Origin of the sequence: Xanthomonas cannabis pv. cannabis (assembly GCF_000802365.1) — a bacterium.
Classification (GTDB): domain Bacteria; phylum Pseudomonadota; class Gammaproteobacteria; order Xanthomonadales; family Xanthomonadaceae; genus Xanthomonas; species Xanthomonas cannabis.
Genome location: NZ_JSZE01000026.1, coordinates 1 through 24,433 on the forward strand (window position 1 = coordinate 1; position 24,433 = coordinate 24,433).

At 67.9% G+C, this 24,433-nt stretch carries 20 protein-coding genes and 2 pseudogenes; 8 read left to right on the forward strand and 14 right to left on the reverse strand.

Features of this window, described 5'->3' with window-relative positions; all coding sequences use genetic code 11:
* Positions 1–266: 266 nt before the first annotated feature.
* From OZ10_RS06190 to rraA, 5 genes are all read right to left on the reverse strand, one after another.
* On the reverse strand, positions 267–2,099 hold the full coding sequence (locus OZ10_RS06190; protein WP_039413005.1) for an ABC transporter ATP-binding protein: 1,833 nt from the start codon (positions 2,097–2,099) through the stop codon (positions 267–269).
* A gap of 157 nt (positions 2,100–2,256) precedes the next feature.
* A complete protein-coding gene (locus OZ10_RS06195) occupies positions 2,257–2,853 on the reverse strand; it encodes a plasmid pRiA4b ORF-3 family protein (protein ID WP_039413001.1) in 597 nt (198 codons plus the stop codon).
* Positions 2,854–2,961: 108 nt separating this feature from the next.
* Positions 2,962–4,227 (reverse strand): cation:proton antiporter, encoded by a 1,266-nt coding sequence (locus tag OZ10_RS06200; protein WP_039413010.1) that lies wholly within the window; start codon positions 4,225–4,227, stop codon positions 2,962–2,964.
* Between the two features lie 211 nt (positions 4,228–4,438).
* On the reverse strand, positions 4,439–6,034 hold the full coding sequence (locus OZ10_RS06205) for a serine hydrolase (RefSeq protein WP_039564221.1): 1,596 nt from the start codon (positions 6,032–6,034) through the stop codon (positions 4,439–4,441).
* 22 nt (positions 6,035–6,056) lie between these two features.
* Complete coding sequence (gene rraA / locus OZ10_RS06210) at positions 6,057–6,557, reverse strand: ribonuclease E activity regulator RraA (RefSeq protein WP_039412998.1); 501 nt, start codon at positions 6,555–6,557, stop codon at positions 6,057–6,059.
* A 301-nt stretch (positions 6,558–6,858) separates the two neighbouring features.
* Here rraA and OZ10_RS06215 point away from each other — a divergent pair, with 301 nt between their 5' ends.
* Positions 6,859–7,692, forward strand: coding sequence for a DUF72 domain-containing protein (locus OZ10_RS06215; RefSeq protein ID WP_039412995.1), 834 nt, complete (start codon positions 6,859–6,861; stop codon positions 7,690–7,692).
* A 361-nt stretch (positions 7,693–8,053) separates the two neighbouring features.
* A complete protein-coding gene (locus tag OZ10_RS06220) occupies positions 8,054–9,001 on the forward strand; it encodes a DMT family transporter (protein ID WP_039412993.1) in 948 nt (315 codons plus the stop codon).
* A 129-nt stretch (positions 9,002–9,130) separates the two neighbouring features.
* Here the strand turns inward: OZ10_RS06220 and OZ10_RS06225 are convergent, their stop codons facing one another.
* The 4 genes from OZ10_RS06225 to OZ10_RS06240 form a co-directional block, all read right to left on the reverse strand.
* Positions 9,131–10,240 carry a GGDEF domain-containing protein gene (locus tag OZ10_RS06225; RefSeq protein WP_372363125.1) on the reverse strand — a complete coding sequence of 370 codons (1,110 nt, stop codon included), beginning with the start codon at positions 10,238–10,240 and terminating at the stop codon, positions 9,131–9,133.
* 81 nt (positions 10,241–10,321) lie between these two features.
* Positions 10,322–11,044 (reverse strand): pseudouridine synthase, encoded by a 723-nt coding sequence (locus OZ10_RS06230; protein ID WP_039412988.1) that lies wholly within the window; start codon positions 11,042–11,044, stop codon positions 10,322–10,324.
* A gap of 81 nt (positions 11,045–11,125) precedes the next feature.
* The gene (locus tag OZ10_RS06235; RefSeq protein WP_039412985.1) at positions 11,126–13,531 is read right to left on the reverse strand and encodes a putative bifunctional diguanylate cyclase/phosphodiesterase; all 2,406 of its coding nucleotides are present in this window, start codon (positions 13,529–13,531) and stop codon (positions 11,126–11,128) included.
* Between the two features lie 258 nt (positions 13,532–13,789).
* A complete protein-coding gene (locus OZ10_RS06240; RefSeq protein ID WP_039412979.1) occupies positions 13,790–15,694 on the reverse strand; it encodes a DEAD/DEAH box helicase in 1,905 nt (634 codons plus the stop codon).
* A gap of 171 nt (positions 15,695–15,865) precedes the next feature.
* Between OZ10_RS06240 and OZ10_RS22075 the strand changes: the two are divergent.
* The 3 genes and pseudogenes from OZ10_RS22075 to OZ10_RS06250 all read left to right on the forward strand — a co-directional run.
* A pseudogene (locus OZ10_RS22075) lies at positions 15,866–15,949 on the forward strand (RNA polymerase subunit sigma-70); the annotation flags it as partial.
* A pseudogene (locus OZ10_RS22820) lies at positions 15,948–16,243 on the forward strand (hypothetical protein); the annotation flags it as partial. The pseudogenes OZ10_RS22075 and OZ10_RS22820, both read left to right, overlap by 2 nt.
* Before the next feature lie 150 nt (positions 16,244–16,393).
* A complete protein-coding gene (locus OZ10_RS06250; protein WP_039411322.1) occupies positions 16,394–16,636 on the forward strand; it encodes an RNA-binding S4 domain-containing protein in 243 nt (80 codons plus the stop codon).
* A gap of 176 nt (positions 16,637–16,812) precedes the next feature.
* On the opposite strand, the gene ubiM is transcribed toward OZ10_RS06250, so the two are convergent.
* The 5 genes from ubiM to OZ10_RS06275 all read right to left on the reverse strand — a co-directional run bounded on the left by ubiM (position 16,813) and on the right by OZ10_RS06275 (position 20,795).
* Positions 16,813–17,988, reverse strand: coding sequence for a 5-demethoxyubiquinol-8 5-hydroxylase UbiM (gene ubiM / locus OZ10_RS06255; RefSeq protein ID WP_039411319.1), 1,176 nt, complete (start codon positions 17,986–17,988; stop codon positions 16,813–16,815).
* Between the two features lie 86 nt (positions 17,989–18,074).
* Positions 18,075–18,476 (reverse strand): MAPEG family protein, encoded by a 402-nt coding sequence (locus OZ10_RS06260; RefSeq protein ID WP_039411317.1) that lies wholly within the window; start codon positions 18,474–18,476, stop codon positions 18,075–18,077.
* A 25-nt stretch (positions 18,477–18,501) separates the two neighbouring features.
* Positions 18,502–19,047: a DUF4019 domain-containing protein gene (locus tag OZ10_RS06265; protein WP_039411315.1), complete on the reverse strand. Its 546-nt coding sequence runs from the start codon at positions 19,045–19,047 to the stop codon at positions 18,502–18,504.
* A 242-nt stretch (positions 19,048–19,289) separates the two neighbouring features.
* A complete protein-coding gene (locus OZ10_RS06270; protein ID WP_039411313.1) occupies positions 19,290–19,544 on the reverse strand; it encodes a hypothetical protein in 255 nt (84 codons plus the stop codon).
* Between the two features lie 78 nt (positions 19,545–19,622).
* Complete coding sequence (locus tag OZ10_RS06275) at positions 19,623–20,795, reverse strand: COG3904 family protein (protein ID WP_039411311.1); 1,173 nt, start codon at positions 20,793–20,795, stop codon at positions 19,623–19,625.
* Positions 20,796–21,057: 262 nt separating this feature from the next.
* Here OZ10_RS06275 and OZ10_RS06280 point away from each other — a divergent pair, with 262 nt between their 5' ends.
* From OZ10_RS06280 to OZ10_RS06290, 3 genes are read left to right on the forward strand one after another with little or no spacing between them, the layout of a single operon-like run.
* Positions 21,058–22,521, forward strand: a complete 1,464-nt coding sequence (locus OZ10_RS06280; RefSeq protein WP_039411309.1) for a DNA-3-methyladenine glycosylase 2 — start codon at positions 21,058–21,060, stop codon at positions 22,519–22,521.
* Positions 22,518–23,063 (forward strand): methylated-DNA--[protein]-cysteine S-methyltransferase, encoded by a 546-nt coding sequence (locus OZ10_RS06285; RefSeq protein ID WP_039564189.1) that lies wholly within the window; start codon positions 22,518–22,520, stop codon positions 23,061–23,063. The genes OZ10_RS06280 and OZ10_RS06285 overlap by 4 nt, the downstream gene beginning before the upstream one ends.
* Positions 23,064–23,100: 37 nt before the next feature.
* Entirely contained in the window at positions 23,101–24,405 is a 1,305-nt protein-coding gene (locus OZ10_RS06290; protein WP_039564193.1) for an alkaline phosphatase family protein, read from the forward strand.
* Positions 24,406–24,433: the final 28 nt, after the last annotated feature.

Genomic DNA, 24,433 nt, shown 5'->3' on the forward strand with positions numbered 1-24,433 from the left:
TCCTTCTCCCGCGCGCGGGAGAAGGTGCCCCGTAGGGGCGGATGAGGGGCGCCTGGTGACGTTGTTGCGGCCGGCGCTGTGGAACGCGTCGCCAGGCGCTTTGGAGATGAGGCACCAAGTGGCTTCGCCCCGTACCCTCACCCCAACCCCTCTCCCGCAGGAGAGGGGCTTGCTCTGTTGCTATTTCTTGGCGAGCGGCGAGCCGGCGCCTAGCTGTCGCGCAACGACCGCGCGCGTGTCACGCAACGACCGCGCACTGCCTTGCGTCACGCATCTGCCGCAACAAATCCGCCGGTCTGGCGCGCCCACAGCCGTGCATATAGCCCGCCATGCGCGATCAGCTCGGCATGCGTGCCGGTTTCGACGATGCGGCCGGCATCCATGACCACCAGCCGGTCCATGCGCGCGATGGTCGACAGCCGGTGCGCAATCGCGATGACGGTTTTGTCGCCCATGAGCGCATCCAGGCTGTCCTGGATCGCCGCTTCCACTTCCGAATCCAGCGCCGAGGTCGCTTCGTCCAGAACCAGGATCGGCGCGTCCTTCAACAGCACCCGCGCGATCGCGATGCGCTGGCGCTGACCGCCGGAGAGCTTGACGCCGCGCTCGCCCACATGCGCATCGAAGCCGCGACGGCCTTCGCCGTCGATCAGCGTGTCGATGAAACCTTCCGCGCGCGCCTTGCGCACCGCATCCAGGATCTGCGCGTCGCTGGCCTGCGGCCGGCCGTACAGCAGATTGTCGCGGATCGAGCGATGCAGCAGCGAGGTGTCCTGGGTCACCAACCCGATCTGCCCGCGCAGGCTGTCCTGCGTGACCTGCGCAATGTCCTGCCCATCGATGAGGATGCGCCCCTGCTCCAGGTCGTACAGCCGCAACAGCACATTGACCAACGTCGATTTGCCGGCGCCCGAGGGCCCCACCAGGCCGATCTTTTCGCCGGCGCGCACCTGCAGATCCAGCCCGGCAATCACGCCACCGCACTTGCCGTAATGGAAATGGATGTGCTCGAACCGCACCTGGCCTTGCGTCACCTGCAACGGCACCGCAGTCGGCACATCCTGCACCTGCACCGGCTGCGAGATGGTCTGCATGCCGTCCTGCACGGTGCCGATATCTTCAAAAATACCGTTGACCGTCCACATGATCCAGCCGGACATATTGTGGATGCGAATCACCAGCCCGGTCGCCAGGGTGATGGCGCCAACGCTGATCTGCCCGCGGCTCCACAGCCATAGCGCCAGCCCGCACGTCCCGACGATGAGGAACCCGTTGGCCACTGCGATGGCCGTGTCCATTGAGGTCGTCACACGCGTCTGCCCGCGATGCTTGACCGCCAGCTCGTCGATCGCCTCGCGCACATAGGCTTCCTCGCGGCCGGCGTGGGCGAACAGCTTGAGCGTGGAAATATTGGTGTAGCCGTCGACGATGCGCCCGGTGGCCTTGGAGCGCGCGTCCGACGCGATCCAGGCGCGCGCCTTCATGCGCGGCACGAAGAACGCCATCAGCGCGACATACACCACCAGCCAGATCAACAGCGGCGCCATCAGCCACGGATCGGCCTGAGCGAACAGCCACAACGCGCTGCCGGTATAGACCACGATGTACCACAGCGCATCGACCATCTGCACCGCCGATTCGCGCAGCGACGTGCCGGTCTGCATGACGCGGTTCGCAATGCGGCCGGCGAAATCGTTATTGAAAAACCCCAGGCTCTGCCGCACCACATAGTTGTGCATCAGCCAGCGCGAGCGGTTGCTCAACCCCGGCACGATCGCCTGGTTGACCAGCAGGTTGTGCAGGCCGGTGAAGAACGGCCGCGCGATCAGGGTGATCCCCGCCATCCACGCCAGTTCGCTGGCGTGGCGGCGGAAGAAGTCGGGCCCTGGCCGCTCATTCAACATGTCCACGATGCGGCCGAGGAAGTCGAACATCGCCACTTCCACCAAGGCCAGCAACAAGCCCGCGATCAGCGTGGCCAGCAGTATCGGCCACAGTGGCCGCAGGTAGTGCAGATAGAACCGCCACACGCTGCGTGGCGGCATCTCCCGCTCGATGGGCGGAAAGATGTCGATCAGGGATTCGAACCAGCGGAACATTGCATATACTTCGCTAACACCGGGCCGTCAGGCTAGCCGATCGGGCGTCAAGCCGCAGTGCGTCGATCCGGCGGCCTGGCCTACCGCGGTGGCAGCGTCCGGGCGTGGGTGCCCATGTTGCTGCACCTGCACGCCACGGCACTGTCGGTATCTGGATCTACTCGCGAATCCGCGCCAGCAGCCGGTTGACCTCGGCCAGATCGAAATGGGCTGGATCCAGACGCCCACCGAGCGTGGCCAGCTCCTGCACATGCTGCGGGTGGTCCGTGTCGGCGATGATCTGCAAGAGCGCCTGGTAGGCGTCGATCCCGCCACTGCGTTCCGGCGGGCAGGCATTGGTGCCCTCGATGCAGCGCGCGATGCGCAGGCCCGCGTCCGGCGGCAGCACGGCCTCGACCTGCAGCGTGTGCGTCCAGCCAGCGCCGGCACCATAGAAATAGGCGAATTCGCCAAGCTCGCCCACCGCGCTTTCCAGCGTGACCCGGGCGGCATGCTTGAGCCGCGAGCGCTCCGGCACATCCAGCCCGGCCTCGCCATAGCGGCCACCGCCGAAGTCGAATTCGTACGGGTGTGCGCCGCTCCAGCCCATCACAGCCTGCAGCACGCGGTGCACGGTCGCCAGACGGAGCGACCCCGCAATCACCATCCGCCGCCACACCAGCGGCGCACTGCCCGCCAGCGCGATCTGCAATTGATAGATCGGCGCCGGTGCCTGCACCGCCTGCTGCGCGGCCTTCTTTCTTGCCTTGGTCATGACGACTCGATTGCGGATATCCGATGCCAGTATGGCGTAGCCAGCCCAGAACCGGATGAGGTCCACTCGCCCATGCAGCGGCGTCGCCATCGACGCCGCTGCCAATGCTCAGCGCTGCTGCAGACTCGGCACCGCATCGCTCACGTTGGCGTGGCGCCGCATGATCCAGTTGAACAGCGGCGTCGCCATCAGCGTGGACAGGATCGCCATCAGCACCAGTACCGAGAACAGGCCCTGCTCGATCACACCGGCCTGCAGGCCGATGTTGATGATGATCAGCTCCATCAGGCCGCGCGCATTCATCAGCGAGCCGATCGCCATCGCGTCGCGGTTGTTTTCACCGGTAACGCGCGCCGCGGCCCAGCAGGCCACACCCTTGCCAACGAACGATGCGGCCAGGATCGCGACACCGGCCAGCATGATCTGCGGCTGCAACAGCACGCTGAGCTGGGTCTTCAGGCCCGAATAGGTAAAGAACAACGGCAGCAGCAAGACCACCACGAACGGCTGCATCATCTCGCGCAGTTTTTCCGTCAACGGCCCCTTGGGCAGGCAGACACCCAGCAGAAAGCCACCGAACACCGCGTGGATGCCGATCGCATCCATCGCCCACGCGCTCACGCAGAACAGCATCAGCACGATCGCCAGCACGCTGTTGCTGAGCGGCTGATCCGGCACCACGTGATCGGCCAGGCGACGCAACAGATGCCGTCCGACGAAAATCATGAACACCGCGTAGCCCACGCCGCCACCGATGGCCAGATAGGCGCTGCCCCAGCTGCCGCCGAAGCTGGCCAGCACCACCGCCAGGATGCACCACGCCGCGGCGTCGTCGAACGCGCCAGCCGTCAACGCCAGCGTTCCCAGCGGGCTCTTGGTCAGGCCGCGTTCGTGGATGATGCGCGCCAGCATCGGGAAGGCAGTGATGGCGATGGCTGCGCCCAGAAACAGCGACGCTTCCGTCAGCTTGGCCTTCTCGGAGAACAGGCCATCGACGGTGAGCAGCCATGGGCACATCGCAAATGCCAGCGCGAACGGCACCGCGATGCCGGCCAGCGACACGCTCATCGCGCTGCGGTAGCGCGCGCGGAAGTGATCGCCGCGGAAGTCGGTCCCGACCAGAAACATGTACAGGCCCACGCCGAACTGCGCGAACACGTACAACACATCCATCGTCTGTTTGGGGAACAACGCCGCCTGAGCGCCCGGCGCCAGCAGGCCGAACAACGATGGCCCCAGCATCACCCCGGCAATCATCTCGCCGACCACCTGCGGCTGCCCCAGGCGCTTGGCCAGCAGCCCGACCAACCGGCACACCAACAGGATGGCTGCAGCCTGCAGAAAGAAATACACCGACATCTGTGGGGTGGTCATGCGTGCGGCGACATCCTTGAGAAGTGCGCGGATCATAACCACACGCGCCGCCCGGCGGTAGCGACGCGGCGGCGGTCGCTGCAACGCTGCACGCGCCGGGCGCCATGACCACTTCAGCGTGCAGAGCTGCGCTGCGGTGGCCGCCGGCCGCAACCGACTCCGGCCAGCAGCGCACTGCAGGACAGCGAGCGCCCGGCAACCGAGCGCCGCTTCACTTCGGCGCAGCGGCCTGCGTCTGCACGGGCGTCAGCAGCAGATCCTGAAAATCGAAGCTGAAATCGGTCAGCGGCGAAATCGCCTGCATGCGCATCTCGCGCACCGCACCGTCCGGGGTCAACGCGAAGTTGACGAAGGCATCCGCGTTCAAGGAACGGTCGTCCCAGCGCACGATGAAGCTGTCGTGCTGCCAATGCTCCAGCGTGCCCACCAATTGGGCGGTCTTGGTGAACTGCAGGCGCAGCCGCTTGCCGTCCTGGCGGATCACCACATCGCCATACCAGGGGTCGCGATAGGTCGCCGCATAGCCGCGCAGCGGCAACGACGGCGTGGAGCGTGCCGCGCGTGCGTCCTGATGCGCCTTCCAACTGGTATCGGCCTCGCTGCCGGCCTTGGCCACGGCCTTGGCGTACGCCCCGGTCCAATCGGTGGGTGGCACCTGCAGGAATGCGTCCAGCACCTGCAGCGTCACCGCATTGAACGCCGCGCCGACTTCCTGATTGGTCAGCACCACCACGCCCAGCTTCTGGTCGGGCACCAGCGTCAGCCGCGATACCATGCCGGGCCAGCCGCCGGTATGCCACACCAGACGATGGCCGCGATAGTCGCTCAGGCTCCAGCCTTCGCCATAGCCGGCAAAATTGGGCTGCGCGCCGGCCAGTTCGGGCACTGCCGGAGCGGCGACGGCGATCGGCGTGATCATCGACCACATCTCCTGCTGCCGCTTTGCACTGAACAGCGGTGTGCCGTCCGGCAATACGCCGCCGGCCAGTTGCACCTTCATCCACAACGCCATGTCGTGCGCACTGGAGTAGATGCCGCCGGCACCGGAATTGTTGGACCAGGTCAATGGCGCCACCGTGCGCAACTCGGTGAAGTCGTACTTAGCATGGCCCACCGCCGCGGTGTCGCCGGGTTGCAGATGATCGGCGTTGAAGCGCGTACCGCGCATGCCCACCGGCGCAAAGATGCGCTGCTGCAGAAACGCAGCGTAGGGTTGCCCGGAGACCTGCTCGATCACCTTCTGCGCCACGGCGTACAGGATATTGTCGTATGCATAGCGATCGCGGAAACCGCCTTTCAATGGCACCTTGGCCAGCCGCTGCACGACCTCTTCGGTGCTGTAGCTGGTGGTTGGCCAGAACAACAGGTCGCCTGCGCCCAGGCTCAGGCCGCTGCGATGCGCCAGCAAGTCGCGGATGCGCATTTGGTCGCTGACATACGGGTCGGACATGCGGAACCACGGCAGGTGGTCGATGACCTTGTCGTCGAGCGAGAGCCTGCCTTCGTCGGCCAGAATCGACAGCGAGGCAGCGGTGAACGCCTTGGTGTTGGAGGCGATCGCAAACAGCGTATCGGCCTGCACCGGATCGGGCTTGCCGATCTCGCGGACGCCGTAGCCACGCTCCAGCACCACCTGGCCATCCTTGACGATGGCCACGGCGATGCCGGGCACGTCGAACTGGGTACGCACGCGTTCCATCTGCGCGTCGAACTGCTGCATGCCGGCCGGCAGGTCGGCCGCATGCGTCGTTGTCACCAGGGTTGCCAGCATCAGCACGCCTCCCGTCAGCCATCGGTTCACGATCACCACCACGTCCTCCTGTTGTCGATCAGGGTGTGCTACCGGCACTGTCCAGCGACAGCGGCAGCGGCGTCACCAGCACGCCGTTGGCGTCGGCGTAGAGCCAGTGCCCGGGCACGAACGGGACGCCGGCAAAATTCACCGGCACCTCCGCATCGCCCAGGTCGCGCCGTTCGGTACGGCGTGGGCAGGCAGCCAAGGCCAGCACACCCAGCGGCAGCGTGCCCAGGATCTCGACATCGCGCACGCAGCCATGGATCACCACCCCGGCCCAGCCATTGGCCACCGCCTGCGCTGCGATCTGGTCGCCCAGCAGCGCATGCTTCAACGAGCCCTGCCCGTCCACCACCAGCACCCGCCCGTCGCCCGGCATGGAGGCCAGTTCGCGCACGCGCGAGTTGTCTTCAACACAGCGCACCGTTGCGATCGGTCCGCAGAAGGCGGTGCGCCCGCCGAAGTGGCGGAACAATGGCTCGGCAACGCTCACCTCGGGAAAGCGGTCACACAGATCGGGAGTGGTCCAGGTCATCGAGACGGTCTCATGCGGCGATGCAGGCATGGTAGCCGGCTGCGCTGGCGTGCGGGCGCTGGCTGCCGTATGTCGCGGTGGGGCCAGGCTGGCAGGCGTGCGATGGCGTGGCTGACGGTTGCACCATCGATATGCTTGCGTCCGCTGCAGTCCGTCGCACCGCGCACGGCCGTCGCCGCCGCAACGCCGCCGTTCTCACGCCCCATCCAGTCCGGATGCGCCAGGCTATGCGCCGCGGTCGCTGCCGGATTCGCGCAGCACGCGCCGCAACCGTGCCCTACTGCCAGCGAGTACTCCTGCGATGACTGATCTGTTCGCTTCCGCCCCGCCCTCCCTGGATGGCATCCACGTCGGCATCGGCGGTTGGGTGTACGCGCCTTGGCGTGCGGGCATGTTCTATCCGGAAGGACTGGTGCAGCGCCGCGAGCTGGAATACGCCAGCCGCCACGTCACCGCCATCGAAATCAACGGCACCTATTACGGCGCGCAGAAGCCGGCAACCTATGCAAAGTGGCGCGACGAGGTGCCGCCCGGGTTCGTGTTCTCGGCCAAGGCGCCGCGACGTATTACCCAGTCGCGCAGACTGGCGGGCACCAGGGCCCAGGTGGAGGACTTCGTCGGCGGCATTGTCGAGCTCGGCGACACGCTTGGCCCGCTGGTGTGGCAGTTCGAACACGGGCATCGCCTGCAGGCCGACGACCTGGACGACTTCCTGGCACTGCTGCCCAGGCACACGGGCGGCCGCACGCTGCGCCACGTGCTGGAAATCCGCGATCCGGATGCGGTGGATGCGTCGTTGCTGGCGCTGGTGCGCCGCCATGGCGTCTCGACGGTATTCACCGATTCGGACGAACACCCCTCCTTCGCCGACCTCTCCACCGACGTTATCTACGCGCGGCTGATGCGAAGCCAGGCGCGCCTGCATGCGGGCTACCCCGCGCCTGCGCTGGCACGCTGGGCCGAACGCATCCAGGCATGGCGCCGCGGCGAAGACCCGGACGATCTGCCGCACATCGAAGATCCGTCGAAAACGCCTGCTGCGCCGCGCGAGGTGTTCGTGTTCTTCATCAGTGCGGCAAAGGAACGCAATCCGGCGGCGGCGATGGCGTTGTTGAAGGCATTGTCGGCAGGTTAGCTGCCTCGCCGACGTTGCACGCCGTTGTGCGTGCGGCAGTTTTTTACGGTGGCACGTGGCAGACAAGTGGCGATGTGCGACGACCTCACATCTGCTGCCCGGCCATGATCGCCATGATCGTTTCGCACCGATCATGCGAATGGTCTTACGCGCTCACCGTGGCGTTGGGCCCCCAGCGACACCGTGCATGGTGCAGCAGTCATGGGCAATGGGTAAGCCGTACCCTCGCGTCTCTCCAGGGGGAGAGGGACTTGGTACTTGGTACTCGGTACCCGCTGCAGCCGGGAGCGGGACTGCCATCGCCAGCCAAGCTGCCGTCGCCGCCCGACGTCGGCACGCAACTTTTCGGCGACAATGGCGCATGCCCACGACCGACCTGCGCAAGGCGCAACTGCAAATTCATTTCTGCGTGCTGCTCTGGGGCATCACCGCGATCCTGGGCAAATTGATCACCCTGCAGGCCTTGCCGCTGGTGTGGTGGCGGATGTTGATCGTGGTGGTGGCGCTGGCCTTGTGGCCACGCGTGTGGCGCGGGCTGCGCGGGCTGTCCGGGCGCGTGGTGCTGGGCTATTGCGGCATCGGCGCGCTGGTGGCGTTGCACTGGCTCACCTTCTACGGCGCGATCAAGCTGGCCAATGCCTCGGTGGCGGCGACCTGCATCGCCCTGGCGCCGGTGTTCACCGCGGTGATCGAGCCGTGGGTCACGCAGCGGCCGTTCCGTTCGCGCGAGTTGCTGTTCGGTCTGGCGGTGCTGCCGGGGGTGGCGCTGGTGGTTGGCGGCGTGCCCGATGGCATGCGTGCCGGCGTGGTGGTCGGCGCGATCTCGGCGGTCTTCGTCGGCCTGTTCGGCTCGCTCAACAAGCGCATGGTCGCGCATGCAGACCCGCTGACCGTTACCGCACTGGAGTTGGGTGCCGGCACCTTGACCCTGACCGTGCTGGCGCCGGCCATGCCGCTGTTGCTGCCATCGCTGCATGGCAGCCTGCTGGTCCTGCCCAGCCTGCACGACGGTGTGCTGCTGCTCGCCCTGTCACTGGCCTGCACGTTGCTGCCGTTTGCGCTGGCGCTGATGGCGCTGCGTCATCTGAGCGCGTATTCGGTGCAACTGGTGACCAACCTGGAACCGGTCTACGCCATCGTGCTGGCCATCGCCCTGCTCGGCGAGCAGCGCGAGCTGACCCTGCAGTTCTATCTGGGCGTGGCGATCATTCTTGGCGCCGTGTTCCTGCATCCGGTGCTGGAACGCCGGCGCAAGGTGGTGCATCCGGAACTGCTCGGCACCGCCGAGGCGAAGAACATCATCGATTGATCCGATCGTCACGCGGGTGCGCCAGCGACATCCGCACTGGCCGGCCGTACAGCTGCAGCACCGTCGCGGCGCTGCACACACGCGTCCTGCGCTGTCCCGGCCACGAAGCTCCACCCGGCAAGCCACGCGCTACTCCAGCGCCACCACCTGATCGCGGCCGCCGCGCTTGGCCGCGTACAAGGCCTGGTCGGCACGCTTGATCACCGCCTCCACGCTCTCGTGCGGGTACAGCATGGCCACGCCGATGCTCACCGTCACCGGCAGCGCGAGCGTCATCGTCGCCACGCTCTGGCGCAGGTATTCGCACTGCACACGCGCCTGCTGCAGGTCCACGTTGGGCAGCAGCAATACGAACTCTTCGCCACCGTAGCGCGCAATCGTGCCCGCGCCGGCCGCATGCGCACGCAACAGCGCCGACAGCTCGCGCAGCACCAGATCGCCCTGGTCATGCCCATGGACATCGTTCACCACCTTGAAGTGGTCCACGTCCAGCAAGGCCACCGATAGCGGTTGATTGGCCACGCGCGTCTGCTGCGTGGCGGCGGCGAGCGCAGCGGTGAACGCGCGACGATTGGGCAGGCCGGTCAGCGGGTCGGTGCGGGTCTGCTCGACCAGATCGGCATTGACCGCCTCCATCGCCGCGTAATACTGCGCCATCTGCTGCTCGTACCAGTCGCGCTCGCGCAGTTGCTGCCGCAGCTGCTTGCCTGCCAAACGCAGTTCCAGCAGATGCGAGGCCTGCCGCGACAATGCCTGCAGCGCGGCGCGTTGGGCGTCGCGCAGATGCGCCGGCGCCTGATCGAACACGCACAACGAACCCAGCGGCATGCCGTCGCTGGTGACCAGCGGCGCCCCGGCATAGAAGCGCACCGCGCCTTCCCCGGTCACCATCGGATTGTCGAAAAAGCGCGGGTCCAGCAAGGTGTCTTCGACCGTCATCACCTCGTCCGGGCGCAGGATGGCATGTGCGCAGAACGAGATATCGCGCGGGGCTTCGCTACGCGGCACGCCATGGGCCGCCTTGAACCACTGCCGATGCGCATCCACCAGCACCACGGCCGCCATCTGCGTCTCGCACACGGTGGACGCCACCAGCGTGAGGTCGTCGAAGGCGCGTTCGGGTGGCGAATCCAGCAGCTCGTACTGACGCAGGGCGATCAGCCGTTCGGCTTCGTTCCCTGGCAATTGCGGTTTGATCACGCGGTCAGCCCCCTGCTGAGTCGTTAGCGTCGGAAGTATGCCGGAGCCCCGTCGGGCGAGCGCTCTGCGCAGGCGACGGCTGGCCGTTCGCGCAGTCTGCGGTTCATCCGGCGCGCCGGCTCACCAGTCGGTGCGCTGCGGCAGCAATCCGCGCAGTTCCGCATCGCTGAGGTTGCGCCATTGCCCCGGCTTGAGCGCCGCCAGCTTGATGTTGTCGATGCGCACCCGCCGCAACTGCGTCACCCGATAGCCGAACTCGGCGGCCATCAGCCGGATCTGCCGGTTCAGGCCCTGCTCCAGCACGATGCGAAAGCCGAACTTGGCGATGCGCGCGGTACGGCACGGCAACGTGGTCTCGTTATGGATGCGCACGCCACGTGCCATGCCGCGCAGAAATTCGTCGGTGACCGCCTTGTTGACCGCCACCAGGTACTCTTTCTGGTGGCGGTTTTCCGCACGCAGGATTTCATTGACGATGTTGCCGTTGCTGGTCAGCAGGATCAGCCCCTCGGACTCCTTGTCCAGCCGCCCGATCGGAAAGATGCGCTGCTCGTGGCCGACGAAGTCGACGATGTTGCCCTTGACCGAACTCTCGGTGGTGCAGGTGATGCCCACCGGCTTGTTGAGCGCGATATAGACATGTTTGCGCCCGCCCGGCTTCTTGGCTTCGCGCGCGCGCAGCGGTTGGCCATCCACCAGCACGGTGTCCTGCTCGCCCACCACCGCCCCGGTGCCGGCCACCACGCCATTGACGGTGACACGGCGCTCGCCGATCAGCCGATCGGCCTCGCGGCGTGAGCAGAAGCCGGTATCGGCGATGTGTTTGTTGAGTCGGATCGTCATCGTTGGATTATCGGCGATTTGGCGCCGGCAACGCACTCTCGCATCGCCGTGCGCCGCTACCGCGACGCCTGCCCGCAGGCCTCATCCGGTGCTTGCCAGCAGCGGCTGCGGCGCGACCAGGTCTTCCAGCGGGCATGGGCGGTGCAGGCTGAAGCCCTGAACCTGGCCGACGCCAGCCTCGCGCAGGCCGGGAATATCGGCTTCGGACTCGACCCCTTCGGCCACCACCTCGATCCCCAGGGCCAGGCCGACCTGGGCGATCGAATGCACCGCCGCGCGGTCCACCGCATCGTGCGCGTAATTGCGCACGAACCCGCAATCGATCTTCAGCACATCCACGGTGAACTGCTTGAGGTAGCCGAACGAGGCCAGCCCGCTGCCGAAGTCGTCCAGCGCCACGTGGCAGCCGCGTGCGCGCACGCTCTGCACGAAACGCTGCGCGTGCTCCAGATCGCCGATCACCGCGGTCTCGGTGATTTCCATGCACAGCTTGGGCACCAAGGTGGGGTAGCGCTCGAACAGGGCGCAGACAAAATCCAGAAAATCCGGCTGCGCGATCGACTGCGCTGACAAATTGACGTGGCACAAGTCCAGCGTGGCCACATGCATCGGGTTGTCGGCCAGGTGCGCGCACAGGGTCTCCAGCACGTAGGCATCGACCATGCGCCCGAGCCCGTAGCGCTCCACCGCCGGCAGAAACTCGCCGGGGCTCAGCACGCGCCCGTCGCGCGCGCGCATGCGCACCAGCACTTCGTACTGCACCCGCCCCGGGTCGCTGAGCACCTGGATCTTCTGCGCATACAGCAGCAACCGGCTTTCGGCGATGGCCTGCTGCACCGCGCTGATCCAGCCACCGTCATGGCGGCGGCGCGCCAATGCCAGATCATTTTCGCTGAAGCAGCGAATCCGGTTGCGGCCTTCTTCCTTGGCCGCATAGCAGGCCAGATCGGCCGCGGTCATCAGTGCGTTGACATCGCTGGCGCCGTGGCAGACTTCCACCACGCCGAAGCTGCAGCTCGGCGTCAGCGGCTTGCCATCCTGATGGCTCCACGGCTGCCCGAGCACCCCGTGCATGCGCTCCAGCAGGGCCTGCGCCTGCGCCAGATCGGTATTGGCCAGCAGGATCGCGAATTCGTCGCCGCCCAGCCGCCCCAGCCAGTCGCCCGGACGCAGCTGCATGGTGATGACATCGGCGAAGTGGCACAGGAACTTGTCGCCGACCGCATGCCCGAAGGTGTCGTTGACCAGCTTGAAATGATCCAGGTCCACGAAGCACAGCGCATGGCACAACTGTGGCGATTGCGGCAGCTCGATCAGCTTCAGCAACCGGCGTTCGATCTCGCGGCGGTTGATCAAGCCGGTCAAGGCATCGTGGCGCGCGTGGTAGGCGACTTCGTCGGCCAGCTCGTGCGCGTGCGAGACATCTTCGATCACCGCCAGCACCAGTGTGGGTTCTTCCGGGCCAGGCTCCACCAGCGACGCGCTCCAGCGCCCCCACATCACCCCGCCATCGGCGCGCAGGAAGCGCAGCTCGCCCGATTGCAGCAGGCGTGGCCAGTCGATCATGCCGCGGCTGTCCAGCACGATGTCGTCCGGGTGCATCACCTGCGCCAGTGTGCAGGCCTGCAGTTCCTCCGGGCGATAGCGCAGGATGTTGGCCATCGAGGCGTTGGCGTCCAGCACGTGGCCGCGCAGATCGAACTTGACCATGCCCAGCGCCGCCTGCTGAAACGCGGTGCGGAAGCGGCCTTCGTGCGACAGCAGGTAATCGCGGATACGGCGCATGGCCAGCACGCAGGTGGTCAGCACCAGCAGCAAGGTGGCCAGGCTGCAGACCACCATTACATCGTGCAACAGCCGCGCACAGCGGGTCAGCAACACCAGAAATTCCGCCGCGATGCGGCGCATGCGTGCGTCCAGCAGGTGCAGCTCATCGCGCAGCGCCTGCACGGTGCGCGGGTCGGGCGTGGCGGTGGCCTGCGCGGACGCGGCCCGGTCGGCCAGCGCATTCAATTGCAGGATGTCGCTGTCGGTCTGTTTCCACAGCGCGATCGCCTCGCCCAGATGCGGTACCCGCTGGCCATAGCGATACAGCCGCACCATCTGCGACATGTCCTCACGGGCATTGCGGCCGGCAGCCAGCCCGGCGTAGACCGTGTCCCAGTCGATCACCGGCTGCTCGACCGCGATGCGCGCCGAGCGATCGCCCAGCGGCACCTCCAGCGCCCGGCAGGCCGCCTGCAGATCGGCGGGGTCGCCGCTTCCCAGATAGCGCTCCAGCCAGTAGACCGACTCCTGCTGGGCCTTGGACCAGTGGCTCTCGCCGACGATCCAGGCGGTGGCTCCGGACTGGATCTCGATCACCAGCGCCGAGATCACCGCCATTGCCACCGCCATGCCGATCAGGAGCGCCAAAGGAAGCGTCATCCAGCCGCGCACCAGATGCAGGGTCTGCCCACCACTCTTGCCGCGTGCCGCCTGCCCCATTGCCATCCGTCCTTCGCCGCCCCGATGCGATTCAGGCGCCCAGTGGGCGCCTGAAGGCAGTAACGGCCGCAATGGCCCAGTCTGTATGGCAGGGTTCGCGTGCCGGACGGCCGGTCGGGCCGGCTGCAGGCGGCGGGACGGCGTCAAGGGCGGCGCTGGAACGGGCCCGGCAACGAGACCGGGCTGGCTATGCGCTTATAGGCATATCAAAATCAACCACTTGCAGCACTTGCCGATGGCCGCCGGCCCCGGCCGCGCTTACTCGCCGCGCGGCTTGGGCGGGCCCTTGCGATGCGGCGCGCCGGCGCGATCCATCGGGCGGCCCGGGCCGTTCGGGCGACCGGACGGCTTGCCGCCTCGCGGGAAGCGTGGCTTGGCCGCCGACGCTGCGGCTTCGCCGTCTTCCAGCTTGCGCATGTTGAGCTGCTGACCGGACACCCAGACCTTCTTCAGGTGCGTGAGCAACTCGCGCGGCATGTCGGCCGGCAGGTCCAGGATCGAGTAATCGTCCTGAATGTCGATACGGCCGATGTAGCGGCTTTCCAGGCCGGCCTCGTTGGCGATGGCACCGACGATATTGGCCGGCTTCACGCCGTGGGTGTGGCCCACTTCGATGCGATAGCTTTCCATGCCGAACTCCGGCTCGCCGCGTGGGGCCGGCTCGCGACGCGGGCGCTCGCCGCCGGCATCGTCGCCGCGCGGCGGACGCGGTGCGCGCTCGCCGTCGTGGGCACGCGGACCACGCTCGAACTTCGGCTCGAAGCGCGGACGCTCGCCACGGTCGGCACGGTCGTTGCGCTCGCGCGGTGCGAACTCTTCGCGCGCACCACGCACCGGCGGGGTCAGCAGGAACGGCGCGTCGCCCTGCAGCAACTTGGCCAGCGCGGCAGCGATATCGATCGCCGGCACGTTGTTTTCGGCCTCGTAGCGCTGCAGCAGATCGCGGTACATGTCGATCTGACCACCGGCCAGGGTCTCGGTGATGCGGGTCATGAAACGCGCCACGCGGGTGTCGTTGACCGCATCCACGCTCGGCAGCTGCATTTCTTCGATCGGCTGACGGGTAGCGCGTTCGATCGAGCGCAGCATGCCCTTCTCGCGCGGGGTCACGAACAGGATCGCGTCGCCGGTGCGCCCGGCACGGCCGGTACGGCCGATGCGGTGCACGTAGCTTTCGGTGTCGTAGGGAATGTCGTAATTGAGCACGTGGCTGATGCGTTCCACGTCCAGACCGCGGGCGGCCACGTCGGTGGCGACCAGGATGTCCAGCTTGCCGTCCTTGAGCTGGGCGATGGTCTTCTCACGCGCGGCCTGCTGCATGTCGCCGTTGATGGCGGCCGCAGCCATGCCGCGTGCCTGCAGCTTCTGCGCCAGTTCTTCGGTGGCGGCCTTGGTGCGCGCGAAGATGATCATGCCGTCGAACGGCTCGACCTCGAGGATGCGGGTCAGCGCATCCAGCTTGTGCAGCCCGCTCACCCACCAGTAGCGCTGGCGGATGTTGGCCGAGGTGGTGGTCTTGGCCGCGATGGTGACTTCGGCCGGATCCTTCAGATAGGTCTGCGCGATGCGGCGGATGGCCGGCGGCATGGTGGCCGAGAACAAAGCCACCTGGCGCTGCTCCGGCAGCTTCTTGAGCACGGCTTCGACGTCGTCGATAAAGCCCATGCGCAGCATTTCGTCGGCTTCGTCCAGCACCAGGGTCTTGAGCTGCGACAGGTCCAGCGTGCCGCGGTCCAGATGGTCGATCACCCGGCCCGGGGTGCCCACCACCACATGCACGCCGCGCTTGAGCGCGCTCAGCTGCTGGGCATAGGGCTGGCCGCCGTACACCGGCAGCACGCGGAAGCCGGGAATGGCCTCGGCATATTTCTGAAACGCCTCGGCGACCTGGATAGCCAGCTCGCGGGTGGGCGCCAGCACCAGGGCTTGCGGCTTGACCTGGTGGAGGTCGGCGTTGGACAGCACCGGCAGCGCGAACGCGGCGGTCTTGCCGGTACCGGTCTGCGCCTGGCCGAGCACGTCGCGGCCTGCCAGCAGCGCGGGAATGGTGGCGGCCTGGATCGGCGACGGCGACTCGTAGCCAACGTTGGCGACGGCTTTCATCACAGCGTCCGAGAGGCCGAGGTCTGCAAACAGCAGCGGCGCGGAAGATTCTTGGGTCATGGGTAACTCCGGAGGCGCCGCACGGAGCCGGCAGGCGCAAAGCAGCATAGTGTGCGCCCTTAGACCCCCTCCTGTCGAAGGGCCGTGACGTTCCGTTCAGGTTGTGACGTATTGCCCGCGTCGGCGAATCATCCCTGCGAGCCCCTTCCCCCACCCAACGCCCCCGGAGTCATTCCCCTGGGCACAGACCTGCAAACCCGCTTCAGCGCCTTACTGCTGCAGCACCGCGGCATCGTGGTGAAGGTGGCCGCATCTGCGCCGCTGGCGGACACGCGTGGCGCCGTGGCTAAGCCTGTCCTTCTGGGCGCTATGGGTGGCGGTGGCCGACGCCGCGTGGCGCAGCCTCACCAGCGCCAGCCCGCGCGGGCCTGGCTACTGCTCAATGCGCTGGTCGGCGTGCTCGGCGGCGTCGGCACCTAGTGCGGCTATCGGCGGCTGGAGCGCCCGCAGCACCCGTGGCTGGACCGCATCGACACCGCACACGCCGGACGTAGCCTGAGCCGTGCCGAGACACTGCTGCAGGACATCGCGCGCTTGCGTCGCCAGTGAACGCGGGGCGCTTGCCGGGAAACACCATCGGCGACGGCGCACCGCCCATGCATGTGCCACTGCAGCGCAGCGCCGTGCGGCGCGCTACTGCAGTGGTGCTGCCGGCAACATCGGGCGGATAATCGCCGTCTTCCTGTCATCGAGCGCAGCATGCAATTCCTGGAATTCGACCTGGACGGCGAGTACATCGAACTCAATCAACTGCTCAAGCTGGCCGGCATCGCCGACAGCGGCGGCCAGGGCAAGGCGATCGTCGCCAGCGGTGCCGTCAGCGTCGATGGCGTGCAGGAACTGCGCAAGACCGCGAAGATTCGTCCGGGCCAGCTGGTGCAGCTGGAAGAGGTGGAGATTCGTGTGCTGGCGATGGACCCGGATGCCGACCACCCTGCATGACGCGCGTTGAGCGGCCAGCGCAACATCGCGCCGTTCCCGGATGATCAGGCGCATGGCTGCAACACGGGCGGACCGCCTGCATCGGGCGGCCATCGTGCAGCACAGCCTGACGCTTGTGACCACGCCATCCGACCGCGATGTGGTGACGATCAACTTGGGACGGTCTTCTCGACGCGTCAGCTGCGCTGGGTCAAATGTGCCGCAATCGTCCGCCGGAAAGGAGCGATCGCATGCGCCGCACGCAGCGCGCCGCCTCGTAACAGGCGCGCCGGCAGGCGGTCATCGGTGTAGAGCGCAGCCAGGGCATTGGTCGCCTCGAACAAGGGCCGCGTGGCAAGGCGGTGCACGCGTTGGTAGTCATGCAACAGGCCGCCGCTGCCGATGTCGCGCCCGGCAGCGGCGGCGGCACGCACGCGCTCGGCCAGGCGCGCCTGGCTCTGCAATCCAAAATTGAACCCGTGCGCGGTGACCGGATGCATGCCCACCGCCGCATCGCCGATCAAGGCCGCGCGCTCGGCCACGAACCGGTGCGCGTAGGCGGCAACCAGCGGATAGGCATGCCGGCTGCCGTCCTGGTGCATGCGGCCGAGGCGATGCTCGAATGCGTCACTGACGGCGGCGCCGAACTGGTCTTCATCCAGCGCAAGCAGTGCGTTGACCTGTCGCGGCGGCAGGGTGAGCACGGCGCCGGCGCGGTGACCGTGCAACGGCAACAGCGCCAGCGTCTTGCCGTAGCCAAACCACTCCCACGCCGCATGCTGATGCGGCAGCGCGTGGCGCATCCGGCACACCAGCATGGTCTTGCCGAAATCGCGCAACTGCGCCCCGATGCCGAGCAGCCGCCGGGTTGTGGAAAACCGGCTGTCGGCCGCAACCAGCAGGCGCGACGACAGCCGCTGCCCGTCGGAGAGTTGCAGCTCCACCCGCCCGGCACCGTGGTGCAGCGCGTGCACGCTGCAACCGCAGTGGATCTGCAGTCCATCCTGCGTCTGCACCGCCTGCCAGGCGGCGCGACGGATCAGATGATTGGGTACCAGCCAGCCCAGCGCCCCGGCAGCTGGCGCAGCCGCGGCAAAGGTCAGCGCAAAGGACGAATGCCCATCCATGACGCGCGCATCGCGCAGTGGCGAGATTGCCGTTACGGGGAACTGCTGCCAGATGCCCAATTGCTCCAGCACGCTACGCGAGGCGTGCGTGAGCGCAATCTCGCGTCCATCGAAGGCCGGTTCGGCAAGCGACTCACGCGGCTGTTGGTCGATCAGCGCGACCGACAGGCCGCTGCCGGCCAGGGCACGTGCAAAACCGAGCCCGACCGGCCCGGCGCCAATGATCGCGATATCCACCGATTGCATGCTGCGCACCCGCCACTGCCGATGCGCCCAGTCTAGACGCTATCCCTGGCCTGCCCCTTGATCAGGATCAGGCGCGCATCCACGCGTCACCAGCCCAGCAGCGCGCGCAGCAGCTTGACGATGCCCCAGAACGACACCACCCAGATCGCGCTGCGCACGTAGGGAATGCCGGCCGCATAGGCCGGCACATAGGCCACGCGCGCCCACAGATACAGCTGCACACCCAGCGCGGTGTCTGCGCTGGTGCGCCCGGCCACGCTCACCGCCAGCACGGCGGCGGCGAAGATCGGAAAGGTCTCCAGATAGTTGCGGAACGCGCGGTCCAGACGCGCCGCAACGCCGGTCAGCGGCTTGGCCTCGCCGTCGCGGGCGCTGGCGTTCCACTTGGTGCCACGCTGGGCCGTCATGCTGCCGGAGGCGGCCAACAGCTGTACCAGGCCAAGCACCATGGCCCAGCCGAGCATCTGCAGTTCGATGGTCAGTTGCATGCAAGGCTCCCGGGAAGCGGCACCATCACTTGGCCGCCGTGCGCAGGCTGTAGCCGGCAACGCGCCAGGTCTTGTCTTCGTCCAGACGGAACGAAACCAGTTCACGCACCGGCTGCGGCGCATTGGCAAACCGGGTCGGGAAACTGACGTTGACGTACAGTCCCTCGGGCACCTGCGCACCGGGGCCGTACTTCACCCGCGTTACCGAGCTCTGGCCGCGCCCGACCACCGCACCCAGGCGCGCGCGCTCGCCAGCCAGCTGGGCGACGAAGGCGTCGCGCTTGACCGCAGTCTTGGCGACAGCGGACGCACCGTCCCACAACGAAGCGGCTTTATTGGCATCGACCATCTGCGCCACGCGCAGGGCGGCCTGGGTCATTTCGATGTCCTGCTTGGCCACCTGGGCCTGCTGGGCGGCGCTCGGGGCGGGAGCCGGCTGCGCCGCAGACGGCCGCTGCGTGGACGGCGCTGCCTGCGTGGCGGTGGCCGGGCGGCTGGACGGCTGTGGCTGTTGGGCAAACGCCAGCGCGGGAGCCAGCACAAACGCGACAAGCAAACGAGGACGGAGCATGGGACAGGGACCTTGTACGGATCGGATGGAAGAAACGGCCGCAGCATGCGGTGCGCTGCGCAGTCTATGGCGCGACCTGCGCAACACAAGTGCAGCTGCGGATGTCGCAATGGAATCGCCGGAAAATGTCTGGTCGGTGCCGCGCGGGCGCACTGCGCAGGTCTGCCTGATGGGGATGAGGTGGGCAGCCCATCGCGCGCGCCGCATCCGAAGGCGAGAACAGTGCCTGTCGAGCGCAGCGCCTACACCTCACCGCCTGGTGCGGGCGGCACCGTCGCCACGCTACGTGGTCGCCACAGGCGCCAGCTGACCCAGAACGCGCGCGCGATGGCCGCAATCAAGGCCGCCAGGCTCAGCCACATCGCCAGGGTGGCTGGCCACTGCTCGCGCAGTGCGGCAGCGGCCACACGCAGCAGTTCGGCCACGCCAAAGCCCACCAGCACCAGCAGGGCGGACGGCAGATATGCCAGCAAAACGCCTTTGGTCTTTCCTCGCATACTGCCCCCCCGGCTCGGTTGTGTTCCGGCGACGATAGGCAGCGCCCAGTGCGATACGCGTGAAACCTGCGGCCGGCCTCAACCGTCGGCCTGGGCGGCTGACGGCAGCGCGGACTCGGCGGCCGGCTGGGCGTCCGGTGCGGCCGGTGCCTGCTCGGCGGGGGCGGCATCGCGCTGCGCGTCGGCCGCCGGGGTGGTCGGCAGGGCCGCCGCGTCGGTTTCCGCCAGCGGGCTTTCTTCCGGGCAGGCCGCATCCGGAAAGCCGAAGCGTTGCTTCAAGGCCAGGCCGCAGGCGTTGACCGCATCCAGGTCCGCGCCCTCGCCCTTGCACTTCTGGTCGAAGGCGACCAGAAACGCATCCTTGCGGCGCACGAACGCATCGCCGCACTTGCGCATCTGGCGGATTCGCTCCAGGTCGTCCTGCACGGCATTGGTGCCGTCCAGCCCGTATTCGCGCAGCTCTTCCATGGTGAGCAGGCGCAGGCTGCGGTTGGGCACCGTCATCATCAGGTCGGCCACCGCCACTGCCACGCCGTTGCGCTCCAGGTAATCCTTGACGTTGCCGTAGACCTCGCGCAACTCGCGATTGAGCTCGGCCCGCGAAGTGGCCTTGGAGCTGATCCGCATCATCCGGTGAATGCCGACCTTGCCGGCGACCAGACGGTTGTCGCCGGCGGCAAGCACGAACACGCAGGCACTGTGGCAGATCGAGCCTTCGCGCACCCAGATGGTCCAGTTGGATTCGCCGATGATGTCGCCGGCGCGGATCGCGGCCTCCACCTGCCCGCCGCTGGAGTCCAGATCCAGGATGCGATGCGGCAGACGCCACTGCTCGGCCACTGCCGCCAGCCGCCACACCAGCGCGGCAAAGCCGGCGTTGATCTTGCCGGCGTAGCGCACCCGCAGCAGCCCGGTGTCGCGGCACGGCGCCAGCGCCGCTTCCACGCTGGCCCGATCCAGCGCCGGCAGCAGCGTGCCGTCGCCGGCCTCCTTTCCGTAATCGGTGGCGCAGCTGATCCAGGCCTGGCCGGCGTCAAGCTCGGCCTGCGGCCAACCCGCCTCGCCGGCCTGGGTACGCGGGCGCGGGGGCGGCACCGGCTCGGGCGTATCCACCGACACCATATGGTCGCCGTCGCCGGCCTGCGCGCCGCCGTTCTGCTGCGCCATCGCGGCATCGGCGGAGGTGCCGGTGCGATCGCACGCCGCCAGCAGAAGCAGACACGCAAGGGACAGGCAAAGCGGTTTCAACATCGGGTGCGGGCCATCGAGGGCGTGAGCGGGCTCCCAGTCTAGGGCGGACGCGCCGCATGCCCCGAACCCGACCTTAACCTGGCACCTGTCAGGCCAGCTGCCGGCACGCGTGCGTAGCATCCGGTGGCATCGCACTCCGGCACAGCGACGCTGAAGTCGCGGCGGTTGCACATCGTCGCGTCGGACAAGGCGGCGTCACGCTGAGCACAGTGCTGTCCGAAAACGGCCAGCCGGGGCGATGGGCAGCGCATAGACTGGCGCCATGCAATCGCTCACGCCCGACCGGACCCAATGCGACCGCGCCCGCCTGGCGCGCGATGCGCGCTTCGACGGGCTGTTCTTTACCGCCGTGCGCAGCACCGGCATTTATTGCCGCCCGGTGTGCCCGGCGCCGGCGCCCAAGCCAGGCAACGTCAGCTACTACCCGAGCGCGGCGGCGGCCAGTGCAGCCGGCTACCGGCCATGCCTGCGCTGCCGGCCGGAGCTGTCGCCGCAGGCGCAGCAGCATCTGGGCGACGAGAGCGTGCAGCGTGCCCTGGCGATGATCGCCGACGGGGTGTTGCAGGAGCAGCCGGTGCAGACCCTGGCCAATGCGGTCGGCGTGAGTGCGCGGCAGTTGCAGCGGCAGTTCGTGCAGCAGCTCGGCGCCACGCCGATCCAGGTGCATGGCACGCGTCGGCTGCTGCTGGCCAAGCAACTGCTCACCGAAACCGCACTGCCGGTGACCGAGGTCGCGCTGGCCGCGGGTTTCAACAGCCTGCGCCGTTTCAATGCGGCCTTCGTGCAGGGCTGCGGGATGCCGCCGTCGGCCTTGCGCAAGCAGCGCGCCGAAGTCTCCGGCGGCGAACTCACGCTGCGCCTGGGCTATCGGCCGCCGCTGGACTGGCCGGCGATGCTGGCATTTTTGCGGCGGCGCGCGATCCCGGGGATCGAGCAGATCGATGCCGGCAGCTACCGGCGCGTGATCGGCACGCCCGGCAACGCCAGCGTGATCGAGGTCGCACCGGCGCCGCAGCGCGCCGAGCTGCTGCTGCGCATCGGCGCCACCGACCCACGCCGGATCCCGCAGATCGTGCGCCGCGTGCGCCGGCTGTTCGACCTGGACGCGGACCTGCAGGCCGTGCACGCCACGCTTGCCCGGGAGCCGCTGCTGGCCGAGGCGATTGCCCGCCGGCCCGGCCTGCGCGTGCCGGGGGGATGGGACGGGTTCGAAGTGGCCGTGCGTGCGGTGTTGGGCCAGCAGATCAGCGTGGCCGGTGCCACGACGCTGGCGGCGCGCCTGGTCGACCGCCACGGCGGCCAGCATGCCGACATGCCGCCAGGCCTGGACCGCAGTTTTCCAACCCCCGCGCAACTGGCCGACGCACCGCTGGAACAGCTGGGCCTGCCACGCGCCCGCGCCGCCACCTTGCGGGCGCTGGGCGGCACCTGTGCGCAGGGCCGGCTGCAGTTCGGTGCCGGCCAGCGGCTGGTCGATTTCGTCGCGGCCTGTACTGCCCTGCCCGGCATCGGGCCGTGGACCGCGCACTACATCGCCATGCGCGCGCTGTCGCATCCGGACGCGTTTCCGGCCGGCGATCTGATCCTGCAGCAGGTGCTTGGCGCGCCGGAGCGGCTGAGCGAGCGCGCCACCGAGGCGCGCTCGCAGGCCTGGCGGCCATGGCGCGCGTATGCGGTGCTGCACCTGTGGCATCTGGCCGTCGATCACAAGGAACCCCGCCCATGAGCGCAGTGCGTTACGACACTTTCCCGTCGCCGATCGGCGCGCTGACCGTGGCCGCCGACCACGCTGGCGTGCGCCACATCCTGTTCGCGCAGAACCGTTACGACGCGGCCGGGCGGGCGCGCTGGGTGCACGATCCGGAGGCCGCACTGGTGCGCGAGGCGCGCGAGCAACTGCTGGACTATCTGCACGGCGGGCGACGCCGTTTCGACCTGCCGTTGGCGCCGGCCGGTACGCCGTTTCAACTGGAGGTCTGGCACACGCTGGCGCAGATTCCGTTCGGCCAGACCTGGAGTTACGTGCAACTGGCGCAGGCGGTGGGGCGGCCTGCCGCCAGCCGTGCGGTGGGCGCTGCCAACGGCCGCAACCCGCTGCCGATCGTGTTGCCGTGCCACCGCGTGATCGGCGCCAACGGGGCGTTGACCGGCTTCGGCGGCGGCCTGCCGACCAAGCAGGCGTTGTTGCAGTTGGAGGGCTGGTCGTCACGCCAGCGTGCACGCGCCGACGATCTGTTCGCCCACGCACACCCGCCCCACACGCCCTGACTTCGCGGCGTCATCGACGCGCCTTACACTCGCGTGCATGATCGACCGACGTCTTGTGTTCGCCGCAATGGTCAGCGTGCTGCTCGCGGCCTGTACTCCCCAAGCTTCCGTCCGTGGCGCTGCGCCACCCTCGCCCGCTGCCGCGTCGCCCGCACAGGACGCGGCAGCCGATGCCAGCGCGCACACCTTGCTGCTGATCTCCATCGACGGGCTGCGTGCGGACATGCTCGACCGCGGCATTACCCCGCACCTGTCGCAGCTGGCGCGCGAGGGCGTGCGTGCGCGCTGGATGACGCCGTCGTATCCGTCGCTGACCTTTCCCAACCATTACACGCTGGTCACCGGGCTGCGCCCGGACCACCACGGCATCGTGCACAACAGCATGCGCGACCCAGCGCTGGGCAGTTTCTGGCTGAGCAAGCCCGAGGCCGTAGGCGATGCGCGCTGGTGGGGTGGCCAGCCGTTGTGGGTAGGCGCAGAAAACGCCGGCCTGCATGCGGCGACATGGTCGTGGCCGGGCAGCGAAGCGGCGATCCAGGGCGTGCGGCCCACCCAGTGGCGCCATTACGAAGAAGGCGTCAGCCTGGACGCACGCGTGGACACCGTGCTCGGCTGGCTGAACGACTCCGGCGCCGCGCGCAAGCGATTGGTCACGCTGTACTTCGAACACGTGGACGAAGCCGGCCATGACCACGGCCCGGAGTCGCGCGAATACGCCGACAGCGTGCGCGCGGTGGATGCCGCTATCGGCCGGCTGCTGGCCGGCATGCAGCGCGACGGCACCCGCGCGCGCACCAACATCATCGTGGTGTCCGACCACGGTATGGCCGAGGTGGCGCCGGGCCATGCGATCAGCGTGGAAGACATCGCGCCGGCCACGGTGGCCACCGCGCTCACCGACGGGCAGGTGATCGGGTTTGCGCCAATGCCCGGGCAACAGGCCGCCGCCGAAGCCGCCCTGCTCGGCATGCATGCGCAGTACGACTGCTGGCGCAAGGAAGAATTGCCGACGCACTGGCATTACGGCAGCAACCCGCGCATTCCACCGATCGTGTGCCAGATGCATGAGGGCTGGGACGCATTGTTCCCGGACAAACTGGCCAGGCGCCCGCAGCAGGGCGTGCGCGGCTCGCACGGCTTCGACCCGGCGCTGCCATCGATGCGTGCAGTGTTCGTGGCGCAAGGCCCGGACCTGGCACAGGGCAAGACCTTGCCCGGCTTCGACAACGTCGATGTGTATGCCTTGATGACGCGCCTGCTGGGCATTGCGGCTGCGCCGAACGATGGCAACCCGGCCACCTTGCTGCCGGCACTGCGCGTGCCGCCGGACGTCACACACTGATGCACTGAGCACACTGTTCACCGGCGAC